At 54.8% G+C, this 20,537-nt stretch carries 22 protein-coding genes and 1 tRNA gene; 14 read left to right on the top strand and 9 right to left on the bottom strand.

Translation table 11 applies throughout. From position 1 onward, the window contains the following. Positions 1-17: 17 nt before the first annotated feature. The 4 genes from VHE34_RS01005 to VHE34_RS00990 form a co-directional block, all read right to left on the bottom strand. Positions 18-842: a TPM domain-containing protein gene (locus VHE34_RS01005; RefSeq protein ID WP_325583632.1), complete on the bottom strand. Its 825-nt coding sequence runs from the start codon at positions 840-842 to the stop codon at positions 18-20. A gap of 6 nt (positions 843-848) precedes the next feature. After that, entirely contained in the window at positions 849-1,307 is a 459-nt protein-coding gene (locus tag VHE34_RS01000) for a TPM domain-containing protein (RefSeq protein ID WP_325583630.1), read from the bottom strand. Between the two features lie 51 nt (positions 1,308-1,358). Next, entirely contained in the window at positions 1,359-1,952 is a 594-nt protein-coding gene (locus VHE34_RS00995) for a LemA family protein (RefSeq protein WP_325583628.1), read from the bottom strand. Positions 1,953-2,243: 291 nt separating this feature from the next. Further along, on the bottom strand, positions 2,244-3,575 hold the full coding sequence (locus VHE34_RS00990) for a PmoA family protein (RefSeq protein WP_325583626.1): 1,332 nt from the start codon (positions 3,573-3,575) through the stop codon (positions 2,244-2,246). A gap of 73 nt (positions 3,576-3,648) precedes the next feature. Here VHE34_RS00990 and VHE34_RS00985 point away from each other — a divergent pair, with 73 nt between their 5' ends. Continuing rightward, positions 3,649-5,007, top strand: a complete 1,359-nt coding sequence (locus VHE34_RS00985; protein ID WP_325583624.1) for a Gfo/Idh/MocA family oxidoreductase — start codon at positions 3,649-3,651, stop codon at positions 5,005-5,007. Positions 5,008-5,066: 59 nt separating this feature from the next. Here the strand turns inward: VHE34_RS00985 and VHE34_RS00980 are convergent, their stop codons facing one another. Next, the gene (locus VHE34_RS00980; protein WP_414709844.1) at positions 5,067-7,328 is read right to left on the bottom strand and encodes an FtsX-like permease family protein; all 2,262 of its coding nucleotides are present in this window, start codon (positions 7,326-7,328) and stop codon (positions 5,067-5,069) included. A 270-nt stretch (positions 7,329-7,598) separates the two neighbouring features. Between VHE34_RS00980 and VHE34_RS00975 the strand changes: the two genes are divergently transcribed. Further along, on the top strand, positions 7,599-8,675 hold the full coding sequence (locus VHE34_RS00975; protein WP_325583622.1) for a zinc-binding dehydrogenase: 1,077 nt from the start codon (positions 7,599-7,601) through the stop codon (positions 8,673-8,675). A 52-nt stretch (positions 8,676-8,727) separates the two neighbouring features. On the opposite strand, the gene VHE34_RS00970 is transcribed toward VHE34_RS00975, so the two are convergent. The 3 genes from VHE34_RS00970 to gap form a co-directional block, all read right to left on the bottom strand. Beyond that, positions 8,728-10,548, bottom strand: a complete 1,821-nt coding sequence (locus tag VHE34_RS00970) for a serine hydrolase (protein WP_325583621.1) — start codon at positions 10,546-10,548, stop codon at positions 8,728-8,730. Between the two features lie 119 nt (positions 10,549-10,667). Beyond that, positions 10,668-11,861 carry a phosphoglycerate kinase gene (locus tag VHE34_RS00965; protein WP_325583619.1) on the bottom strand — a complete coding sequence of 398 codons (1,194 nt, stop codon included), beginning with the start codon at positions 11,859-11,861 and terminating at the stop codon, positions 10,668-10,670. An 87-nt stretch (positions 11,862-11,948) separates the two neighbouring features. Further along, positions 11,949-12,962 (bottom strand): type I glyceraldehyde-3-phosphate dehydrogenase, encoded by a 1,014-nt coding sequence (gene gap / locus VHE34_RS00960; RefSeq protein WP_325583617.1) that lies wholly within the window; start codon positions 12,960-12,962, stop codon positions 11,949-11,951. A gap of 608 nt (positions 12,963-13,570) precedes the next feature. On the opposite strand from gap, the gene VHE34_RS00955 reads away from it, so the two are divergent. From VHE34_RS00955 to VHE34_RS00935, 5 genes are all read left to right on the top strand, one after another. Continuing rightward, a tRNA-Glu gene (locus tag VHE34_RS00955) sits at positions 13,571-13,642 on the top strand. A 72-nt stretch (positions 13,643-13,714) separates the two neighbouring features. After that, positions 13,715-14,923, top strand: a complete 1,209-nt coding sequence (locus VHE34_RS00950; protein WP_325583615.1) for a site-specific integrase — start codon at positions 13,715-13,717, stop codon at positions 14,921-14,923. Positions 14,924-15,029: 106 nt separating this feature from the next. Beyond that, positions 15,030-15,299 (top strand): helix-turn-helix domain-containing protein, encoded by a 270-nt coding sequence (locus VHE34_RS00945; RefSeq protein WP_325583613.1) that lies wholly within the window; start codon positions 15,030-15,032, stop codon positions 15,297-15,299. 93 nt (positions 15,300-15,392) lie between these two features. After that, positions 15,393-15,671: a type II toxin-antitoxin system RelE/ParE family toxin gene (locus VHE34_RS00940; protein WP_325583611.1), complete on the top strand. Its 279-nt coding sequence runs from the start codon at positions 15,393-15,395 to the stop codon at positions 15,669-15,671. 20 nt (positions 15,672-15,691) lie between these two features. After that, positions 15,692-16,000: a HigA family addiction module antitoxin gene (locus VHE34_RS00935; RefSeq protein WP_325583609.1), complete on the top strand. Its 309-nt coding sequence runs from the start codon at positions 15,692-15,694 to the stop codon at positions 15,998-16,000. Positions 16,001-16,075: 75 nt separating this feature from the next. Here VHE34_RS00935 and VHE34_RS00930 read toward each other — a convergent pair whose 3' ends face one another. Next, a complete protein-coding gene (locus VHE34_RS00930) occupies positions 16,076-16,738 on the bottom strand; it encodes a hypothetical protein (protein WP_325583607.1) in 663 nt (220 codons plus the stop codon). A 285-nt stretch (positions 16,739-17,023) separates the two neighbouring features. On the opposite strand from VHE34_RS00930, the gene VHE34_RS00925 reads away from it, so the two are divergent. From VHE34_RS00925 to VHE34_RS00895, 7 genes are read left to right on the top strand one after another with little or no spacing between them, the layout of a single operon-like run. Beyond that, on the top strand, positions 17,024-17,749 hold the full coding sequence (locus VHE34_RS00925) for a recombinase family protein (RefSeq protein ID WP_325583605.1): 726 nt from the start codon (positions 17,024-17,026) through the stop codon (positions 17,747-17,749). Continuing rightward, a complete protein-coding gene (locus tag VHE34_RS00920) occupies positions 17,746-18,252 on the top strand; it encodes a hypothetical protein (protein ID WP_325583603.1) in 507 nt (168 codons plus the stop codon). The genes VHE34_RS00925 and VHE34_RS00920 overlap by 4 nt, the downstream gene beginning before the upstream one ends. 35 nt (positions 18,253-18,287) lie before the next feature. Further along, on the top strand, positions 18,288-18,638 hold the full coding sequence (locus VHE34_RS00915; RefSeq protein WP_325583601.1) for a hypothetical protein: 351 nt from the start codon (positions 18,288-18,290) through the stop codon (positions 18,636-18,638). After that, the gene (locus tag VHE34_RS00910) at positions 18,568-19,281 is read left to right on the top strand and encodes an acyl-CoA thioesterase (RefSeq protein WP_325583599.1); all 714 of its coding nucleotides are present in this window, start codon (positions 18,568-18,570) and stop codon (positions 19,279-19,281) included. Before VHE34_RS00915 ends, VHE34_RS00910 begins: the two co-directional genes overlap by 71 nt. A gap of 15 nt (positions 19,282-19,296) precedes the next feature. Beyond that, a complete protein-coding gene (locus VHE34_RS00905; protein WP_325583597.1) occupies positions 19,297-19,488 on the top strand; it encodes a hypothetical protein in 192 nt (63 codons plus the stop codon). A 34-nt stretch (positions 19,489-19,522) separates the two neighbouring features. Beyond that, complete coding sequence (locus VHE34_RS00900; RefSeq protein ID WP_325583595.1) at positions 19,523-19,969, top strand: hypothetical protein; 447 nt, start codon at positions 19,523-19,525, stop codon at positions 19,967-19,969. A 38-nt stretch (positions 19,970-20,007) separates the two neighbouring features. Beyond that, on the top strand, positions 20,008-20,460 hold the full coding sequence (locus VHE34_RS00895; protein ID WP_325583593.1) for a hypothetical protein: 453 nt from the start codon (positions 20,008-20,010) through the stop codon (positions 20,458-20,460). Positions 20,461-20,537: the final 77 nt, after the last annotated feature.

Below are 20,537 nucleotides of genomic sequence, written 5' to 3'. Positions count from 1 at the left end.
GGGCCCCTTTCAATTTCTTACCAGGAGCCTCCGGCTCCGCCGCCGCCGGTGTCGCCGCCACCGAAGCCGCCGAAACCGCCGCCGCTGTCACCGCCGCCGCCACCTGACCAGCCGCCACCACCTCCGCCGCCGCCGAAGCCGCGGCCGACCATGGTGCCGAGGAGGAAGGGCAGGAATCCACCGCCACCGAAGTAGCCTCCTCCTCCTCTACCGCCGCCACCGCCACGGAAGATGCTGGCGATGATAATTATAAAGATGATAAAGAAGATGCCGATCCCGATGCCGCCCCCACCCTTGCGGCCATGACGCCGGCCGCCGCGGTCGGCATACCCTTCGGGCGCCTTGTATTCGCCGGCCGCGGCCTTGATGAGGGCATCGGCGGCCTGGCTGAAGCCGCGGTAATAGTTATCGCCGGTAGAGCTGCGAAAATTGGGGACGATCTCATTGTCAATTATGGCCTTTGCCGTGGCGTCGGGAATGGCGCCTTCGAGGCCGTAACCGGTAGTAATATAAATCTTCCGATTGTCAATGGTGACCATGATGAGGACGCCATTGTTGGTCTTCTTGTTGCCGATACCCCAGGCTTTGAAGAGCTTGACGGAATATTCCTCGATGTCTGCGTCACCAATGGATGGCATGGTGACGACGACGATTTGATTGGAAGTACTGTCGTCATAGGTGACGAGCTTGTGCTCGAGGGCCGATACCTGGTCGGCTGTCATCACATGGGCGAAGTCGTTGACGAGCCGGTTCGGCTCGGGTTTGGCGGGCACGGGCACCTCCTGCGCGCGGAGGAAGACGGGAAGGAGGAGGAAGAGGAGATATAACAGGTGTTTGTTCATGACGGGTTATTTGCCGAAGACGATATCGTCCGGGAGTTCGTTGGTGTCGGTTCCACGCTGGAACGGGAAATGGGTTTCGAGGGCATGGCCGATGTCGGTAACGATGGAGGCGATGCCGCCGGCGTAGTCGGACTTATTGAAATGAGAGAGGATATGCCGGACCTGTTGGTTCCAGAATTCCTGACCCACTTTTTGATGGATGCCCTGGTCGCCGAGGATGGCGAGCTGCCGATCTTTCAAAGCCACGTAGACGAGAACGCCGTTGCGGGCGGCGGTGTTGTGCATCTTGAGTGCGGCGAAGACCTCGGCGGCGCGGTCGAGCGGGTCGACATATCGGCAGCGGCTTTCGACGTACACGCGGACCTCGCCGCTGGTGCATTTTTCGGCGGCCTGGATGGCGGCGACGATGAGTTGTTGCTGCGCCTCGTTGAATAGAGGTTTCTTTTTGAAGAGGGGAAACGCCACGATTTTAACTTTATATTGTTGAAGGGCCCCGCTTGTGCGGGGCCCCTTGTATTACTTGATATCGAAATGGATTTCGGGGGCGTTCTCGCTGCCGGGGTCGGCCTTATAGTACGGCTTTTCGTGGAAGCCGAAGATGCCCGAGAAGATGTTGTTCGGGAAGGTCTTGACCTGGAGGTTATAATCATTCACGGCGCTGTTGAATTCGCGGCGGGCGTTGTTGATCCGGTTCTCGGTGCCGGCAATATTGGTTTGAAAATCCTGGAATTGCTGGGTGGTCTTCAGCTCAGGGTAGGCTTCGGCGACGGCCATGAGGCGGGCGAAGGACCCCTGGAGATTGGCCTGGGCACGTTGAAACTGGCCGAGGGAGGCGGAGTCATTGATATCGACCTTGACCTGGGTGGCGCTTGCGCGGGCGGCGATGACCTCCTTGAGGGTGGATTTCTCGAAATTGGCCGATCCTTCAATGGTCTTGATGATGCTGCCATAAAGGTCGTTGCGGCGCTGGTATTGGGTTTCGACGTTCCCCCACATATTTTTTACGGACTGATCGGTCTTGACGAGCCCGTTGTATTTGCTGCAGGCGCAGCCTCCGAAGAGGAGGATGACAAAGAGGATGACGATCAGGGTTAAAGACTTCGTGTTCATTTGTAAGTTTTTAGGTTAACATTCGGCCTTTCGGTCCGACAAGGCTCAAAATTAGCACTTTTGGCGGGGTCGCGCGCTTGATTTTAGGCGAGCGGGGGCGGATCGGCCGCAGGCGTCGGTGGGTGCCGGGGAATGGGGTCATCTGACCGGTGAACGGCGGATGGCGGTCCGTGATTGGAGGTGCGGATGGCGGATGGGCGGCGGGGGGGGGAGGCGGGCGACCCGTCGAGCCGGGCGGAGAGGCGGCCGTGGGTGCGGATGAGGGCCGGCCGTGGGGCAGGGACGCCGACGCTATTTCACTCTTCGGGAAAAGTCGGCCGCGAGGGTTTTGATACGATGGGGGGACAGCCTTTCGCCGCCGGCCGAGATGACGATCAGGTACCGGAAGGTGGCGGACTGGCCGGCCGCGAGGTGGAAGTTGAGGGTTTCGCGGCCTTTGCTGAAGACCTTTTGGCCGAGGGGGTTGGCGGCGAAGAGGCCGTAGCCGCGCGCGTGCCAATACGTGGGATACCCGGGATTGGCGGGATGGTCGATGATGGCGACGCTGAGGACATCCTGGCCTTTCTTTCCATACAGCATGCACCAGTTGCCGCGGGTGCCCCAGGCGCTGTCGCCTTTTTTGCCTTCGCTGGTGAGATAGGTGCCATTGATATCGGGGGTATTGCCGGCAACCACTTTTGTGATATTTCCCTTGTCGTCGACGAATTCGCCGGGGGCGTCAGTGGGGATCTGGAGCTCCCTGGTGACGCGGAGGCCGAGCATGCCGTCCTTGGCATCGGGGAAGCTGACATCCTTGACGGCGGTGAGGGTGGTGATGCGGGTGATCTCGCGTTCCGTTGGGGTGCTGCTGAAGACGTAGGTGGTATGTTCCTTTAATAAGGTGTTGTCCTGCTGATCGGTCCAGCGGGCGACGTAGCGGATGACGCCGTGGGTATTGGCGGCTGACTTGACCGCGGCGCCACCGGCGTGGGAGGGCATGGCGCGGCCGGTGGAGGCGGGGTTGGCGACGTTGGTATTGGGATAGTGTTGCAGTGCTGTTGACAGATCTGCGTTGTCTGCTTCGAGGATGCTGTCGGTGCGGATCCAGCCGTATTGGGAGCGCTTGGCGGCGGGGATGGCGTAGGAGTTGTTCCAGAAATCGAGGCCGTTTACGTTCTCATAGTTGAACCAAAGGCCCAGGTGATGCGGATGATCTACCGGTTCGCCTGGGCGAGTGGCTAAGGGGAAACCCCGGGTGATGAGCTGGCCGTCGGCGGCGTAGATGGGATATAAGACGGGCTTGGCGAGGCTGTCGGGATAGATAAAAGTGGTGAAGGGTTTGCCGCCGGCGGTGATGACGATGTTGCGCGCGGCGGGGTTGCTTTCGACTTTGATGGGGAGGGCCTGGGCCGAGGCTGCGATGGGAAGGGCTGCGATGGCGAGGATGAAGGCTGCGTTAGGGATCGCAGCGGAAAGCCCGGAGCCCGACGTAGCGAAGCGGAGGAGGGCGAGGACTTGGAGCGAAGAGCCCGACCCTCCGGCCGCCGCGTTCGAGAACGCATTTGCGCGGCGGCCGGAAGGGAACGCCCTACTGATCATGGAGAAATACTTACGAAAACGTTTGCGGAAGGTACCTGTATTCATATGAGAAGCGTTTGATCTAAATTAGTACATTTAAGTATCAATTCCTTTTTAAGTATCAAAATGACACTTCCATATGACAACAAATCGCAGGGATTTTATCCGTCAATCGAGCATGGCCGGGATGGCCATCTATACGGGGGCCATGGGGTTCAGCGCCAGCAGCTATAACCGGATCATCGGCGCCAATGACCGGGTGCGCGTGGGCGTGGTGGGGTTTTCGGACCGGCACCGGAACGATCATATCCCTGCCTTTCTGAAGAGTTACCAGGAGATGAACTTCGACATCATCGCGGTGTCGGACATCTGGAAGAAGCGGCGGGAAGAGGGCAGCGCCTTCCTGGCGCAGAAGTTCGGTCACGCGGTGACGCCTTGTGTAAATAACGACGCCCTTTATGCGATAAAAGACGTGGACGCGGTGATGATCTCGACCGCAGATTTCCAACATGCGCTGCATACGGTCGAGGCGGTGAAGGCGGGGCGGGACACCTATACCGAAAAGCCGCTGGCTGAAACCATGGAGGACGCGCGGGCGGTGTTGAAAGCGGTGAAGGATTCGGGCAGGATCGTGCAGATCGGTTCGCAACGGCGGAGCGGCGCGAATTATTGGGCGGCTGCCGACTTTATTCAATCCGGCAAGTTCGGGCCGATCGTGATGGTCGAGCTGACCTGGAATGTCAATCAGCCGGGTCGCTGGCGGCGTCCTGCGCTGGTGGCGGAGATGCGCGAGGCGGACACGGACTGGAAGCGCTTTTTGATGAACCGGCCCTACGAACCGTTCGACGCGAGGAAACACCTCGAGTTCAGGCTGTTCTGGCCCTATTCGTCGGGGTTGCCCGGGCAATGGATGAGCCACCAGATAGATACCGTGCACTGGTTCTCACAGCTGCCGCATCCGAGGAGCGCGTCGGCTAACGGGGGCATCTATGCGTGGAAGGATGGGCGTAAAAACGCCGACACGATGACGGTGGTGTTTGATTACGGCCCGCTGGACGATCTGTCGAAGGGCTTCCAGGTGGTGTTCACGTCGCGGCAGACGAACAGCTCGGGGGAGACGAAAGAGATATATTATTCCAACGGCGGGACGATGAACCTGGATACGAATGTCATTTCGCATGAAGGCGGCCTTACGGAGAGGTATGCGAGTGCGATGGGGATGAAGGCGAATCTTTTACCGGACGTCTCCTTGAAGGAGACGGCGTTGAAGGCTTCGACGGAGGCGAGCACGGGGGGCGATCCGTTGACGACGGCGCATGTGAGGAACTGGATGGAGTGTGTGCGGAGCCGGAAGCAGCCGAATGCGCCGATCGAAGCGGGATACCATCATTCAATCGCGGTGATCATGGCGAATGCGGCGTACCGGACGGGGCAGCGGGTAACCTTTGATGAGAAGACGCAGGAGGTGATGGCGGGGGGGAAGGTGTTTAAATATTAGCAGGATCTGCAAATAGAAAGGTGCGCGGCCGGCCGGATGGCCGGCCGCGGCTTTGTGCGTCACTCCGTTCGCAGGCTGTGAATGGGATTGGCGAGAGCGGCTCTTATGGCCTGGGCGCTGACCGTGAGCAAAGCGATGAGCAGTGCCGCCAATCCTGCCAACGCGAATACCCACCAGTGGATGGTTGTACGATAGGCATAGTCCTTGAGCCAGTGATGCATGAACCACCAGGCCAGGGGGAAGGCGATCACACAGGACAGTGCTACCAGTTGCAGGAACTCTTTGGATAAGAGGCCCGCCAGTCCGGCGGTGGAGGCGCCCAATACTTTACGAACGCCGATCTCTTTGGTCCGGCGTTCGGCGGTATAGGCGGCCAGACCAAACAGGCCCAGGCAGGAGATGAAGATCGTCAGCAGATAAAAGATACCGGCGAACTTACCGATGCGGGCCTCCAGCGTAAAAAGCCGTTCGAATTGCTGGTCGGCAAACGTGTAGTCGAATGGATAACCCGGGTTGTTGGCCTTCATGACCGCCTCCACTTTGGAGAGGCTGGCGGGCAGGTTGCCGGGTTTTACGCGGATCTCCAGGAAACCGTAGTTCTGCCTGGACTCCGGCAGGCAGGCGAGGATCAAGGGTGCGACGGAGGCGTACATATCATTGAACAGATAGTCCTTTACGACCCCTACAATCCTGTACCGATCCCCGTGGCCATAGGTGACGTACCGGCCAATGCAGGATTTCGCACTTACCATGCGGGCCATCGTCTCATTGACGACGATATCGCCGCTGTCGGATTTTATGTCCGGATAGAAGCCGCGGCCCTCCTTGAGGTGCAATCCCATGGTCGAGAAATATTCGGGGGAAACATTTTCCCAGCACATCTTTACATCCTTATTCGGATCGGCCCCTGCCCAGGTCATCTCTTTGGTCGTAACGGTCATCCACATCGCCAGGGCCGGGCTGGAGCTTATCGCCGCATCGGCGACTACACCGGTTTGCAAGAGGTCGGATCGGAACGCGTTAAAATGTGCGGCCAGGTCGCCCTGGAGGGAGGTGTACAGCAGATGTTCTTTGTCATAGCCCAGATCCCGCGACCGGATATGCTGAACCTGCTGGTAGATGATGGCCGTGCAGACAATAAGGATCACGGAGACGCTGAACTGCGTTACTACCAATCCCTTGCGGATAAACCCCGCTCCCCTTTTCATCGAGATCCGCTGTCCTTTGAGCACGGCGACGGGGTTGAAGGAGGAAAGATAGAAAGCGGGATAACTGCCGGCGACGAGCCCGCAAAGAAGGCCGATGCCGACAAGGGCGGCAAGATGCGCGGGCGCCAGCGGCGTAAAGGGAAGCTGTCTGTCGAGAAGCGTGTTAAATGCCGGCAGGGCGAGGTATACCAGGCCGACTGCTATTATCACGGCGGCAAAGGACATCAGGATAGATTCCAGGATGAATTGCGCGATGAGTGCTTTTCGCATGGCTCCCAGCGTCTTCCTGACCCCGACTTCGCGGGCGCGTTGAGCGGCCCTGGCCGTTGCCAGGTTCATAAAGTTGATGCAGGCGATGAGGAGGATGATCCAGCCAATGGTGCAGAAAAGGCGGATAAACGTGATGAGGCCGCCGTCGGGCCGGCCATTCGAAAAATGATCATAGAGATGCCAGTTCTTCATAGGCCAGAGGAAGCAGCCGGCATGCGCATAGAGTGGCGCTTTAGACCGGAGCATGGCTGAGAGCCGGGTGTTTACCCTGGCCGCGTCGGCATCCGGCCGTAATTCCACCTGTGTGATGATCCCATAGGTTTCCCATGATCTCAGCCACCGGTTGTTATCCATAAAGTTGCTGACGGGCGCAAGCCAATCGAAACGAAGGGAGACATTGGACGGCCAGTCTTTTACGACACCTATGACGGTGTATTCGTCCTGGTTATCGACCCGCAGCGGCTTGCCGACGACGTCAGTGGTACCGAAGAATTTTTGCGCCATCCTTTCCGAAAGCACCAGGGTATGCGGATGGTCGAAGCCGGTGGCGTTGCCCCGGATAAATTCCGGCTGGTACATGGAGAAGAAGCCGGTATCGACATAAAAGCCCCGTTCATAGGTGGATTTGTCTTTCCAGGCAAACAAATCGTAGCCGAGGCCGAGGCGGGTCATATTGACTATTTCGGGGATGGCTGTCCGCGTGGCGTCGCCCATGGGCCCGGGAACGGAGTAATAGGTGTCGATGGTACCCGAGTAGTCGATGTTCATTTCGATGGAGTACAGCTGGTTCCGTTTCGCATATTGGTGGTCGAAGCTGAGCTCGTATTCGGCCCATAAGAAAATCAGGGCGGCGCAGGCGATGCCAAGGGCCAGGCCGGCGATGTTCAGGAAGGGAAAAGTGGGGTTTTGCGGAAACCGCGGATAAGGATGGAAAGATAGTTTTTGAGCATATCTGCGCAGGTATGTGTAGTTCGCTTCCAGCTTTGTGCCAATTTTATAACTGTTTGTGGGTTATGAGGTTAGCGTTTTCTATCGCCCTTGGGCTGACCGGTTTTGATACTTTTTGTGTCCGGCATAACGCGGGGATCGTTTTGGGGCGGTACCTTAGTCCCTATGAAAGCATTGGTAATAACGGAGAAGGACCGGCCGGTGAAGCTGCAGTCGGTGGCGGACAAGGTGGCTGCCGCGGGCCAGGCGCTGGTGCGGGTGCATGCGGCGGCATTGAATCACCGCGATGTGTGGATACAGAAGGGGCAGTATGCGGGGTTGAAGTACCCGATCATCCCGGGGTCGGATGGGGCGGGAGTTGTGGAGGCGGTGGGACCGGCGGCGGGCCTTGGTGGGGCGGCGGGTGCGGGTGGTTCGGTGGGCTTCGGTGCGGTGACGGGTGGTTTGGGGCATGCGGGTTTTGGGACGGAGTGGATCGGGAGGGAAGTGATTATCGATCCGGCGTTGGACTGGGGGCATGAGGCGGGTTTCCAGGATCCGGCGGGTTTCCGCATTTTGGGGTTGCCGGACGACGGGACGCTGGCCGAATACGTGGTAGCGCCGTTGGGCAACCTGGTGGTCAAACCTGCGCATCTTTCTTTTACCGAGGCGGCGGCTTTGCCGCTGGCGGGGGTGACGGCCTGGCGTGCTTTGATGACGCGAGGCCGGCTGCAGGCGGGAGAGCGGGTGCTGATCACGGGGATCGGCGGCGGGGTAGCTTTGTTTGCGCTGCAATATGCGGTGGCCCTGGGAGCCCGGGTGTATGTGAGCTCGGGGAGTGACGAGAAACTTGCGCGGGCTCGCAAGATGGGGGCGGTCGGCGGGGTCAACTATAATACTCCCGGTTGGGTGGACGAACTGAAGGGGCAGGCGGGCGCTTTTGATGTCATCGTCGACGGGGCGGGCGGAGACGGGGTGAATGATCTGCTGGACCTGGCGACGCCGGGGGGACGGCTTGTTTTTTACGGCGCGACGCGCGGGAATCCATCTTCGCTGGTGTGGCGGCGGGTGTTCTGGAAGCAGCTGAATGTCTTGGGATCGACGATGGGGAACCCGGAGGACTTTGCGGAGATGGTGGAGTTTGTGGGGAGGCACGGCATCCGGCCGGTGGTGGACCGGGTGTTTGGGATGGACGAGGGGGAGGCGGCTTTTAGGCATATGGATGCCGCCGCGCAGTTTGGGAAGATCGTGATCAAGATATAATCAGGCGGGCGACGGCGCAAGGGCTTGGGCAGGCGGGTTGCAGGGCGGGCGGCTATTTCTTTTTTGTCGCTTTGAAATTGCCGCTGGGCCGGATGGCCGTCAGGCCGGTGACCGTGCCTTTGGCATCGAGTTGGAACTGGATATAGAAGCCGTTGACGGTCTTGAATGCGAATTTATCCGTGTCGATGGGAGCCAGTTCATACTCGCCCTGCCCCGGAGCCGTCAAACAGAGCGTGTTCCGTTTTACGGAGACAGTCACCGTGAGAGATTCGCCCACCAAAAATTCGCCAGTGTATTTATTGAGTTGTTCCGGGGTGAGCGTTGTGGCTCTTGCCACGCGGGTAAACGGGACGGGCCTGTCGTCCAAGCCAAGCGTGACGGTGGTGATATTACCGAGCTCATCCATGCCGAAGGAAAAACGGACATTGCCGTGGTCGGTTGTGTCGATACCGTCCTGCGAATCGATGTCAAAGGGTTCGAACACATCATAGTGAAAATGTTTCAACCACCATTTTTGATAAGGAAGATGTACCACCAGCGAGTCGTTGCTTAGCGTGATGTCCAAATTGCCATAGGCCGGATTGGCGAACAGGCCGGCATAGTCGCCGAGCGGGTGCGAGGGATGGGTCTTTGGCTGCCGGTTGGATTGCCTGGAGGCGGCGGCCGCTTTGTCTTCTTTATGTGACTTGTCCGCCTCACTCTTCCGTTCGGATTCCCAGTCCCTGTACGGGGCGTGCAAAAGCCGATCGGCGATGAAATTCCGGACGATGGCCGGGATGGGAGAATTGTTTTGATTGCTCAGGACGACGATACCGATGCTGTCGGCGGGGAAGAAACAGATGTTGGCGGAGAAGCCGTCGATGTTGCCGCCGTGCTCGACCCGGTAGTGACCCCGGTAAGAGTCGATGAACCACCCGAATCCATAGCCGTTAAAGTAGATATCGGGCGCATCTTTGGAGGGGAGGCCGCCACCGATGGCCATTTGGACGCTGGTGGCTTCGGCGGCGTAGCCTGCGGGCAGCACTTCCCTACCCTTGTAGCTGCCGTTGTGGAGCCAGAGGCGGAGCCAAGCTGACAGATCGACGACAGTGCTGTTGATAGCACCGGCGGGAGCCATCTCGGGAAGCCGGTGGTAGGCCATCCGATGGAGGATGCTGTCTTTCTTTACCTCGTAGCCATAGGAGTGGTCGGGACTCTTTTGCAGGTCGTCGATAGTGAAGCCGGTGTGTGTCATGCCGAGCGGCGTGAGGATACTATCCTGTATATTCTTTTCCCAGGACCGGCCGGTGACCTTTTCCACGACGAGTCCCTGGCCGAGGAACATGAAGTTGTTGTATTGCCAGCGCTCGCGGACCCCGGCGGTGGGTTCCATGTATTGGACGCGGCGGATCAGTGAATCGCGTGAGCCGGGCGGGTTGATAAACCAGGATGTCTCGTAGCGGGATAGGCCTGTGCGATGGCACATCATATCCCGCAGGGTGATCATGTTGTCCATGGTCGTGTTGTAAAATTTCAGTTCGGGCAGATACTGGCGGACGGGTTTGTCGATGTCGACGAGCTCCTGTTTTTGGAGGAGGCCGATGAGCGAAGCGGTAAAGGCCTTTGTACAGCTGCCGATGGCGAAGACCGTATTGGGGGTGACGGGGGACCTTTGTTCGAAGTCTTTATAGCCGAAGCCTTTTGCGTAGACGATGCTATCCTTTTCGACGACGGCGACGGCGAAACCGGCGGCATGCCAGTCTTTGAGGACGCGGGCGAAGGTGGTGTCCAGACCGGCGAAGCGGCCGGCGGAGGGGTGTTTTTTCTGGGCGTTGAGCGTGATGGTGACCAGCAGGAGGGCCGGGACAAGGATGAATAGCGGGCTTCGGCGCATGATGGTTGGGTTTGTGAACAAAATAGCCCGATAAATCTATCGAATTATCGGGCTTGCCGGGTGATTTGTACAAAAATTATGTGATCGGCGGTTTGGCGTTCCGCCCGTTTCGCCGGCGGTTACGCTTTAACGGCGGCGATACCGGGGAGTTCCTTCCCTTCGAAGTACTCGAGCATGGCGCCGCCTCCGGTGGAGACATAGCTGACCTTGTCGGCATAGCCGAATTGATTGACGGCGGCTACGGAGTCACCTCCGCCGACGAGGGAGAAGGCGCCTTTCTGGGTGGCTTCGGCGACGGCGCGGGCGATGCCGCGGGTGCCGCGCTGGAATTTTTCCATTTCGAAAACGCCCATGGGGCCGTTCCATAATATAGTCTTGCTGTGGTGGATGACGTTGGTGAATTGCTCGCAGGCGTTCTCGCCAATGTCGAGGCCCATCCAGCCGTCGGGGATATTGTTGCTCGGTGCGGAGGAGTCGTTCGCGTCGGGGGCAAACTTGTCGGCGATGATGCTGTCGGCGGGCAGGTGAATGCGGACACCTTTCTTTTCGGCTTTGGAGCAGAGCTCGCGGGCCGTGTCGAGGCGATCGTCCTCACAGAGGGACTTCCCAATGTTGCCGCCAAGGGCTTTGAAGAAGGTGTAGGCCATGCCGCCGCCGATGATAATATCTGTGGCGCGTTCCAGGAGGTTCTCGATGATGAGGATCTTGTCGGAGACCTTGGCGCCGCCGATGATGGCGACGAATGGCTTTTGCGCCTGGTGGAGGACCTTCTCTGCGCTGTTGACCTCGCTTTCCATCAGCAGGCCGAACATCCGCTTGTCTTTGGGAAAGAACTGGGCGATGACGGCGGTGGAGGCATGGGCGCGGTGGGCGGTGCCGAAGGCGTCGTTGACATAGACGTCGCCGAGTTTGGCGAGCTGTTGGGCGAAGGCCTTGTCGCCTTTTTCTTCCTCTTTATGGAATCGCAGGTTTTCCAGCAGCAGGACCTGGCCGGGCTTCAGCGCGGTGGCGGCTTTTGTGGCGGGTTCGCCGATGCAGTCGGTGGCGAAGGCGACCTGGGTGCCCAGGAGCTGCTGGAGGTGGGGGACGAGGTGTTTGAGGGAATATTTTTCGGATGGTCCGTCCTTGGGACGGCCGAGGTGGGACATCAGGATGACGCTGCCGCCGTCTGCGAGGATCTTTTTGATCGTGGGGATGGCGGCGCGGATGCGGGTGTCATCGGTGATCTCGTATTTGTCGTTGAGCGGTACGTTGAAGTCGACCCGGATCAGGGCCTTTTCATTTGCAAAGCTGTGCTGGCTGAATTGGCTCATTTTGGTAGATGTTAAGAGTGGGCAAGCCCGTGTTAAAAGTAAGAAAGCCCGATCCATGGGGGATCGGGCTTTGGAGTTCGTTCAACCTTATTTGGAGATCAGTTTGGCGAAGTAGTGGAGGCTGCGGACGAGCTGGCTGACATAGCTCATTTCGTTGTCATACCAGGAGACGGTCTTTACGAGTTGAACGTCGCCGTTGGTGATGACGCGGGTCTGCGTCGCGTCATAGAGGGAGCCGTAGCGGATACCGATCACATCGGTGGAAACGATCTCGTCTTCGGTATAACCGAAGGATTCATTTGCAGCGGCCTTCATGGCGGCATTGACCTCTTCGATGGTGACCTTCTTATTGAGGACGGTTACCAGTTCGGTCAGCGAGCCGGTGAGGACGGGCACGCGCTGGGCGCCACCGTCGAGCTTGCCTTTGAGCTTGGGGAGGACGAGGCCGATGGCCTTGGCGGCGCCGGTGCTGTTGGGCACGATGTTGGCGGCTGCCGCACGCGCACGGCGGAGATCGCCTTTGGCATGGGGGGCGTCCTGGGTGTTCTGGTCGTTCGTATAAGCGTGGATGGTGGTCATGAGACCGGAAACGATACCGAATTTGTCGTCGAGTACCTGGGCCATGGGAGCCAGACAGTTGGTGGTACAGGAAGCGCAGCTGATGATGGTTTCGCTGCCGTCGAGGATGTTATGATTGACGTTGAAGACGATGGTCTTCAGGTCGCCGGTAGCGGGGGCGGAGATGACGACGCGTTTGGCGCCCGCCTTGAGGTGTGCCTCGGCCTTTTCCTTGTCGGTGAAGAAGCCGGTGCATTCGAGAACCACATCTACATTGTGGGAGCCCCAGGGAATATCGGCGGGGTTCTTTTGAGCATATATCTTGACCTCCTTACCGTTGACGATAATGGAGTTTTCGGTGGATTTTACGTCTTCTTCGAAGCGGCCTTGTGCGCTGTCATATTTCAGCAGGTGAGCCAATACTTTGGGGCTGGTCAAGTCGTTGATCGCCACTACTTCAATCCCTTCGAGTCCGTGAATCTGGCGGAAAGCCAATCGTCCGATACGGCCAAAACCGTTGATAGCAACTTTAACTGTGCTCATAACGATGAATTTGAGTTTGAATTTTAAGGAAGCGAAGTTACAATATTGATTATTACTATATTATAAATTTTTGGGGATCGGGTGAAAAGCGGAGGTAAGTTTTTTAGAACCAATTGCTTGGGGTGTGTGTTTTTAGGTTGGAGATAATGAAGGCTTTTTCGGGCGGTTTGGACATTGGTGCGGGGCATTATATGGCCAATGATGGGCCTTCGGCCGATTGATTCCTGGCTTGTTTTGGGTGATTTTTTGGCTTTTTTTTGGTGGGTGTTTTTTTGGGCGGGCATTTGAGTTGGTGGGGTTTGGGGGGAGGCGGCTTGTAGCCGCGGGCTTGCAGCGGTAGGCTTTTTTATCGGTGGGATTTGCGGTGGCGGGCGGAGTGGAATGGCGGGAGTTGTTGCGGCGGCGCCCGGGATGTGTTAGGCGGGGAGAAATTGATAATGAAAAATTTGGCTGATCTTGTGAAGGACTATATCTTTGCACTCCCTTTTAGCCGCCGTTGCGGCGGTCTGAAGGACAGACATTAGCGCTTTGCGGAAGATGCGCTAATTTTCTGACAGTGCACCTTCCGCACTTCCTCACGGAAAACCGGCAAAACGGTTTATACGAACGCCGCGTTGGTCAATCGGTTAAGACGCCTCCCTTTCACGGAGGAATGAGGGGTTCGATTCCCCTACGCGGTACAGAATAACGGCCTGAACAACAGGCCGTTTTCGTTTTTAAAAAACTACAGGGACCAAAACGGGGACCAAATTTTGGGCAAGTATGTCACTTGGAAAGAACCCAAACTCTACAAAGGAAAAGACAAATGGTGGGTAGAGTATCAGTTCCGTATACCGGAGGAACTGCGCTACCGTTACAACAATGCAAAGTGGAAAGGTTTTAAGGTTTACGAAGACATCAACCGGATCAAGACGGACGAATATGCCCATCTTTTAATAACAGCGGTCCGCTCCGCGTTGGAAAAAGGCTTCAATCCTTTTGAGTATGCCGAGGAAGCTGTCGTCCAATTCCAGCAGCAGACGCCGACCGCACAACAAAAGGTCTGGACCTGCACCCAGGCATTTAATTATTTCATTCAGGAATGGGAACAGCGCGGGTTAGAGGATGCCACCCTGACCAAACTAAAACGCGCCATTGAGGCCCTGACAGCCTATCTGACCAAGCGCAATATGCACCACGAGCCGGTCACGATCATAACGGAAGATCATGTCACGGCAGCTTTACGGGAAGCCAGCACCGCAAACGGATGGAGCAACCGCACCTTTAATAATAACAAAACGGCACTCTCGACTCTGTTCAAGTTTCTCGAAAAGAAAAGAATCATCGCGGATATTCCGACGGCAGGCATCGAAAAGAAAAAAACCAAATCCAAGAAGCACCGTTATTATGATCCTGAACAGTTTGACCGGGTGCGCAAAGTGATGAAAGAAGATGATCCGCTCGTCTATTTTGCGACCAAGCTGATCTATTATTTGTGCATCCGGGCAGAAAAGGAGCTTAAGCATTTTCGCGTCGGCAATATCTTTCTGGACCGTAAGCAGGTCTTGATACAAGCCGAAGAAGCCAAGACCGACGCCGACAGATTTATCCCTATCCCCGATGAATTGATGGAGGAATTGACCTATATTCGCAAGCACTATCCAACCGACTTTTACGTCATCGGCAAAGGCAATCGGATCAAATTCGTGCACGAGAATACGCCGTCGCCTAAGCCGTTTCCCAATAATATGATCTCGTCGCGCTTCGCCAAAATCAGAAAGAAGGCGGGGATTACTTCGGATCATACGCCGTACAGTTTCAAACATACGCGGGTCATTCACCTGAAACAGGACGGCGCACAAGATAAAGACATCATGCAGGTAACCGGGCACACCTCTTATCAGGCATATGCCGAATATCTGCGCGACCTGGGCGTTGACGGAAACCCGGAGGCCATTAACAAGATTACGCGAAAATTTTGAATTCTGACTAGTTCGCTGCTTCCTTCTCCCTTCCAACCATTCATCGACCAATTTATTCACCGCCCGATGTATCGTTTCAGCGACACATCGGGCCAATTTGCAAAACATGAATGTTATTTGTATTCAGGAAGACGCCTTTTATGCCCTTTTGGACAACGTGTGCCAGTACGTTGACAAAAAACTGGACAAGAATGTCCGCAAATGGATTTCGGAAAAAGAGGCCATGCAACGGCTCAATGTAAAAAGCAACACTACCCTGCAAAAATTCCGCAATGAGGGGCGAATCCGCTTTAGCCAGCCGGAAAAGAAAATTATCCTCTATGATCTGACTTCGATAGATGATTACTTGGAAAAGAACGCCAGAGGGACCTTTTAGGCCCCGTTCCAAGGAAGCAGCGGGCTTGGAAATTTGTCGGGAAAAACGTATTTTTGACTTGACACGTGACACGTTTCGCGTTACATTTATACTATGATTGCGAGTTTTCGGCACAAGGGACTGAAGCTGTTCTACGAGAAGGGGAACGCCTCGAAGCTACAGCCTCAGCATGTCCCCAAGATTCGCCTGATCCTGACCCGTCTGGATGCGGCCACATCGCCCGGCGATTTGAATGTCCCCGGTTATGGATTGCACCCGCTGACCGGCGATCTGGCGGCATTTTGGGCGGTGAAGGTGGACAAGAATTACAGGATCATCTTTCGGTTTGACGGTGTAAACGTGCTGGATGTCGATTATTTGGATTATCATTAAAGGAGGAACAACTTATGGCTATGTTTGACCCTGCCCATCCGGGCGAACTGATCCGCGAGACGATTGAAGGTCTGCGCGAAGAAACCGGCAAGAGACTTCCCATTGAAGAAGTGGCGAAGGGCTTGCGGACCACCCGTAAGACGCTGTCGGCGATTATCAACGGCAAACAGAGCATCACACCCGAGATGGCTCTGAAATTGGCGAAGGCGTTCAACACCTCGGCTGAGTTCTGGATGCACGCCCAGGAAAACTACGATCTGGCGAAAGCGCGCAAAAAGACCGACACAAAATCCGTCCGCGTGTTTTGGAAGCATCAGGTCGCCGTTTAGAATAGCGACAATTCATCTAAAAATGAAAGGCCGGAACGTCTTGCACGTCCCGGCCTTTTGCGTTCTGTCGCCAGATCAGAACCCGCTGAAGTCTTGCAAGGTCAGCTTTGATCGACGGCTAACAATCGCCGCCAAGCTATCGAGCGTCAGCTTGGCCCAAACACCCGTATAATCAGTGATGGACATTTCACCCTGTCCTACCACATTTCCCGAGGCGCGGCCCATTGGCATGTAAACATCCTTGACGCCGGGCCAGATATTTTTCCCGTCCTTCCGGTAGACATGGATTTGCACAATGCCCGCCGTATCGGGATGATCGCAAGCCGCTTCGCTTGTCCAATAGTCCTGATTGGAAAAAATAAAGGAAACGCCCGTATCACCGTTCAGGGTGTAATACTTGATGGTACACGTTCCCTTGTAGGCGTTGATAAGTTCTGCACTGCAATACGCCGTATCGTAATCCACGAGTTCGATACTAGTCCCAATCCCGCCACCAACCATAATGAAACCTCTGTACAAATCGACGTCCCAACTGAGCGTACCGCTGATTTTGGTGACACCCGGCGTTTCCGTTGGTGGCGGTGGCGGCTTCGGGGTGGTGTCGTGCTTTGGCGGTGCAGGGGTGGTGTCATGTGTGCCGTTGCCCGGTCCGACAGGGTCGGACGATCCGGGGTTGCCTTTTGAACAAGCGAAGAAAAGACCTGCTAACGTGCAGATCATCAAGAGCGTGCGTTTCATATACTGATTGATTTTAAGCGATAAAAAAACCTCCCCGGATGCGCGGGAGGTCTCTAATCAAAGTCCCTAGCCATTAAACCTGATCCTATGAACTATTAGTGCACTAAGATAAGCAGAAAATTTATTTCTTCGTCTAAGGATGAACGTTGTTTAACTACTGAAACAGCAAGGATCGACGTTTTTGACTTCACTTTCTAACCAGCGTCTTACACAGCGGATAAACCCGGCCTATTGCCTTTTGGTCATTCAAAAATAATTCTTCGTTGTTTAACAAATGGAGACGCTATGACACAAACTACAATAGAAGCTGTTGCTTATTATAGAGCTTCCACACCAGGACAAGGAAAAACTCGCTTAGGGTTAGACGCCCAAAAGACCAATGTCACAAATTGTTTATTGCTCATTGGCGCTACGGTTGTAAAAGAATACTGCGAAATCGAAAGCGGCAAGAGAAATAAACGTAAAGAACTACAAAAGGCAATCCGGTATTGCCGCCGTTACAAAAAAGCTCTGATTATTGCGGACATGTCCCGTTTGACACGGAACGCGTTTTTTGCGGCTGTCCTTCTGGAAGGGAAGGTGCGGATCATCTCCGCCGACAAGCCTTACGCCACTCGCTTGGACCTTTTGAAAGATAGCATCCGTTATCAAGAGGAAGGCGAGGACATTTCCCGGCGGACGAAACAAGGGCTAGAAGAAGCTCGAAAACGGGGCGTTATCCTTGGCAAGACAGGCAAGGCATTAGGTGCGTTGATGAAAGCCAAAACCCGTTCCAAAGCCATCGACCTGATGCCAGTTGTGGAGGACCGATGGGCGAAAGGCTTCAACACGCGGGAGAAGTTGGCGAAGCAATTCAACAAGGAAGGTATTGCAACCTTTCAGGGCGGCGATTGTCGCTGGCATGCGTCAACAATCCATACCCTATTGAAGCGCATAGAGAAATTAAAATCCGAAATATCCAATGATAACCAAGACAACACTATTTCATCACTTCAAATGACAGGAACATGAAAGACGAAAAAAGAAAGGAGGGGCAGATATGCTACCTGACCAAAGAAGAAATGAACGATCCGCACCGTGTCTTGCAGGAGTTCAAAGACGATGTATCAATAGAGGCCGCACGCAAACTGATCGTTGCGATGCGGGATGTTTGCAGCACAACCGAAAACATCCCCTACGGCGATCCGAAGGCGCGGGAAGATCTGTTTTACATGACCGACAAGATCATCCGGTTTTTCGAGGCATCCTATATCCAGTTGGGTCGGATCACTGTGCAGATGAATATGGGCTATTACGATACAAGGTATTTGACTGTCTTTGAGAAATTCGGTCCGAGGAACTTGCAGGGGCCACCCAATCGGATGCCCTGTATTTCTCTGTACGGCTATTGGCTTTCGGAGATTGGCTTTAATCCCGGAAACAACATCACAGTTGTTAGCGGTCCTCAGCAAATATTCATCACATCGACAAAGGAATGGGACGAGAGGACGCGTAACGCCCAAAAACGAGCTTAGGCAGGAACAATTTTTTTCACAGATCAATTTTTGTTATGTACGAATACACAAAAATGCCCTACGGGGCTAAACAGATGATGCTTTTGAGAGGGGATGAGATCGGGCGGACCAATATATATACACCTCACCTTCAAATGAAGGGACACTGGTTTTATGAATGGGGGTTCAAAGGTGGCGACGAAGTTACCCTTTTTGGACTGGCGGATGGTCTTATCCTCATGAAATTAACCAAGACCCGCGAGGAATTTGAACGCGAGGGATGGTCCAAGCCAAGACACAAGGGGCTAAGCTATGGGCAAGTATTGACCATCGCTAATGACCTTCTGCAAAAGACCCAGGTCTTTTGTCAACGGCTTCTCGATCTACCCAAGACCATTGTTTCCTAGGAGAAACCGCTTTGCCGGGAAATCCGCCTTATCCGTACTCTATTGCATTGCTGACCCAAAGGCGGAGAGTACCGGCAATTTTAATCCTTCACTATTCAATACTTACCCTATGCGACTGTATATGCGTTTACTGCGCGTCATCATGTGCGCGCTCCTAAGAGGACGAAACCTTTATATTTCCGAACCATCCATCTTGCATTTTATCGTTATGCCCTGGGATTGTGTCTTTAGACGTGCCGGAAATGATCGTTACCATGCCTTTATGGACCTCGGGCGCATCGACCTGATGATCCGCATGGGCGGCTGGAACGCTCTCGCCCTGCAACGGCTACAACCCTTTGTCCTGACGGCACATATCCAGTATCGGCACTCCTTACAGATGTTTCAGCGTTTTGTCCTGCAAACCCGGCTGACGCATTGGGATAACAAATTCTTTTGGATGGAGCATGTCTTCAAATGTGGCAACCGGATCATGGCGACCGCCATATCCCGGAACGGCTTTACATTAAATGACCGGATTGTCCCAACGGAGGCCGTCTTTCTATTACTCAACGGCGAAAAAGTATCATCCCTTTATCCCCTCAAAAGTATATCTATCATTCATGCCATCGAAAGCCTTTTGCGCGGCCTGAAATTTATTTAAACCAAATACATCATCATGAGCAAACCTAATCTTGCTACCGTCCTCACAGAACTCGCCGATATGAAAACGGCCAATGCCAAGACCGATCAAACTCTGTCCGTTCAACTTGAAATCCTTGTCAGCGACCGGGAGCGATTAAAACGCATCGAGCATAAACTGGATATATTGATCGCCCGTTCCGAGCGAAGAAACCAACACCGCAATTAGTCTTATTTACCTATCCTCATTTAAATCAACAACCATGCGAAAGACGTTTATTCCCTTCATTCCCGATGCTCTGGCATTGCGGCTGAAAAATCCTGTTGCCCTTATCACCAGAAGAACGGGCGACGATCCCAGTAATGTATCTGCCTATATGCGCGGGGTAAAAAGACCGGGTAACGGGTTCCTGGTCCGCTTCTACACCGCCTTCGAGACTGAGCTTGCCGCCGTCGGCATCAATCGGGACGTGAAAACCTTTATCCGTATCACCCCGCACAAAAAGAGATCGACGAAGGAAGCTGTTTGGAACGTGCTTGTCCGCAAGGTGGAAAAGAAGATCGAATTGCTCACTAAGATCGAAAAGGAGATCGCACGGCAACGGGAAGAGCACAAAGAGACCATGAGGGCTATTGCCCGTATCGACAAGACCGTCATCACACTGCACAATCGAGCCATCGTGAACCGTCAACGACCTCACTATAATTAACCCGTAGACACCTTTCCAAATAACAAAATTTAAACCTTATGCTTCAAGACGGCACCAACCCGTTTCTTGCGGATGTCTCCGCGCTCAAACTCAAATTCGCAGTTTCCGCCATTGCCAAGAGAACAGGAGACGACAAAGGAAATGTATCCGCCTGGATACGGGGCCGAAAACCACCCCCGTCAGCTTTTATGATCCGATTTTATACTGCTTTCAAAAAGGAGCTTGCCGAGAAGGGCATCCATCGAGACGTAAAGGAGCTACTGGCTCAGCTTCCGCCACAGTCCGATCAAATCACCGAGAGGGATTTTCTGCGTAGCATCAATACAAAGCTAACCGAGCAAAACGATCTCATAAAGGAATGGATCGAACGGACAAAGCGAAACGAGCAAAAGCTGGATGAACTGCTACGCCGGAAAGACAAGGAAATTATGAAGTCAGCGAAGGATTATCTATTGGGCATCGTTGCGACGCTCCGTTCGACGGATGGATAACGAGGATCTTTTTTTGCCGTGAAAAGAAAAAACCATTTCATTCAATCCTAGCTGAATTTCGAAAAAGCATGTATTTT

It is taken from the genome of Puia sp. (assembly GCF_035546395.1).
Lineage (GTDB): Bacteria > Bacteroidota > Bacteroidia > Chitinophagales > Chitinophagaceae > Puia.
The sequence above is the reverse complement of the archived record's forward strand: the minus strand, read 5'-3'. Positions and strand labels throughout refer to the sequence as shown.